This is a genomic window from Phytoactinopolyspora endophytica (assembly GCF_004138495.1).
Taxonomy (GTDB): domain Bacteria; phylum Actinomycetota; class Actinomycetes; order Jiangellales; family Jiangellaceae; genus Phytoactinopolyspora; species Phytoactinopolyspora endophytica.
Genome location: NZ_ML142851.1, coordinates 407,954 through 410,072, shown reverse-complemented (window position 1 = coordinate 410,072; position 2,119 = coordinate 407,954). Strand labels below are relative to the sequence as shown.

Below are 2,119 nucleotides of genomic sequence, written 5' to 3'. Positions count from 1 at the left end.
TCGCCTTCCAGCGCGGCGGACACCCGGCCGGTGAGCGCGGCGAACTCGGGCTCGTATCGCAGCTCAGGCGGCCGCGGATACTCCCAGGAGATCGGGATGTCCGCGACGATCCGGCCCGGCCGCCCGGACATCACCAGGACCCGGTTGCTGAGATATACCGCTTCCGAGACCGAGTGCGTGATGAACAGTCCCGCGAACTTCTTCAACCGGAAGATGCGTTGCAGCTCGGTCTGCATCCGCAACCGGGTGATCTCGTCCAGCGCGCCGAACGGCTCGTCGAACAGCGCAAGCTCGGGCTCGGCCACCAGCGATCGGGCGAGCGACACCCGCATCCGCATCCCTCCGGAGAGCTGCCGCGGGAACTGCTTCTCGAACCCGGTCAGCCCGACCAGGTCCAGCACCTCCTTGGCGCGTCGTCTCCGCTCCGTCTTGGACACTCCGCGCAGCTCGTCGATCAGCTCGACGTTCTTCTGCGCCGACCGCCACTCCAGCAGCGTCGGCTCCTGGAAAACGAAGCTGGTGGACGCGGCGTTGACCTCGATCGCGCCGTCGGTGACCGCGTCCAGGCCGGAGGCGAGCCTCAGCAGCGTCGACTTGCCGCATCCGGACGGCCCGACGACGGACACCAGGTCACCGGCCGCGACGTCGAGGCTCACGCCCGTCAGCGCGACGGTGCCGGTAGAGAAGGTCTTGGAGACACCCTGCATCACCAGGGTGCTCGGTCGAGTGTCGAGAATGCCGGCCGAGGGCGCTTCCAGCGTCGCAGCGTCAACGGACATGACGTTCACCTCCGGACTCCATGAGCTCAGGCACGGCCGCGGCGGCGGGACCGGATATGTCGATAGTGGACAGGTCCATGGACCGGGCCACCCGTGTGTCGGAGACGATCCGACCGGCATGGACGACGATGCGCGCGTCGACCCGTCCGGCCAGGACGTCTCCCAGGTCGGTGTCGGGGACCAGGATGAGGTCGGCTACGCACCCGGCTTCAGTGCCCACGCGCGGCAGGCCGAGAACGTCGCGGGCGCCCGCCGTCACCGCGGCGAGCGCCTCGGCCGACGTCAGGTGACCGGCTGTGACCAGCAGTGACGTCGTCTCGAACGGGTCGGCTCGGCCCATCGGGTTGAACGGGTCGCGCAGATTGTCGCCGCCTGCGGCCAACGGGATGCCCGCGTCCAGGATCGCGCGCAGGGCAGGCAGGCCGCGCGGGGCGAGGTGCGTGGCGTCGCGGCCCTGCAGGTACAGATTGGTGATGGGCAAGGTGACGATGCCGATTCCAGCCCGGCGCGCCAGCTCGAGCACCGGCGCGAGCCGCTCGGGTGGCAGGGACCCCAGGCGGACGCAATGACTCGCGACCACCCGACGCGCGAAACCGCGCGCCAGCACCTGCTCGGCCAGGTCGACCAGGTCCAGGCCCGGATCCGTTGCCGCGAGAGCCACCTGCTCATCGGTGTGCAGATCGATGTGTATCCCGTGCCGCTCGGCCAGGTCCAGCAGCCGCGTGGTCTCCCGATGCGAGTCCGGTGCCAGGTGCGGGCATCCGCCGAGCACGTCGACGCCGCGCTCGATCGCCTGCTCGATGACGGGTGTCGGCGTGTCCGACGACACCAGGGCGACCACCTGGAGCGTGACCCGGCCATGGAGCTGGTCGCGCAGCCGGAGCAACGCGTCGACGCCGCGCATCGAGTCTCCGGCGACCGGCACGTCGACGTGAGTGCGGATGGTGGTGATCCCGCGTGACACGTACTGCCGCACCGCGGCGAGCGCCCGCTCGTAGATGTCCGCGCCGTCGATCGTGGCGTACAGCTCGCGCCATTGAGAGATCGCGCTCTCCAGGTCGTTCTGACGCAGGTCGACGCGCGGCGCGCTGAGCGCCTTGTCCAGATGTGCGTGCGGCTCGGTCGCCGCCGGCAGCACCCGCCAACCGCGGGCATCGATGTCGGAGCCGCGTGGGGCAATGCCGTCACTGCTGGATATGGCGTCCGTGTCTCGATGACCGGCCGCATGCCGTGGCGACGTCGGAGTCACCGCGGCGATCCGGTCACCGTCGAGGTGCAGGTCGACGACGGTCCCATCCGGCATGCGCACTCCGCGCAGCATGTGGACCGCGAGACCCGCG

2 protein-coding genes are annotated in these 2,119 nt (G+C 70.0%); both read right to left on the bottom strand.

Annotation, left to right across the window (positions count from 1 at the left end):
• Positions 1-779 (bottom strand): ABC transporter ATP-binding protein (locus ELR45_RS07715; protein ID WP_165367574.1); only part of this gene is annotated, 779 nt, incomplete at its 3' end.
• Positions 769-2,119, bottom strand: a 1,351-nt coding sequence (locus ELR45_RS07710) for an amidohydrolase family protein (RefSeq protein ID WP_129665090.1), incomplete at its 5' end; no start/stop codon positions are given. The genes ELR45_RS07710 and ELR45_RS07715, both read right to left, overlap by 11 nt.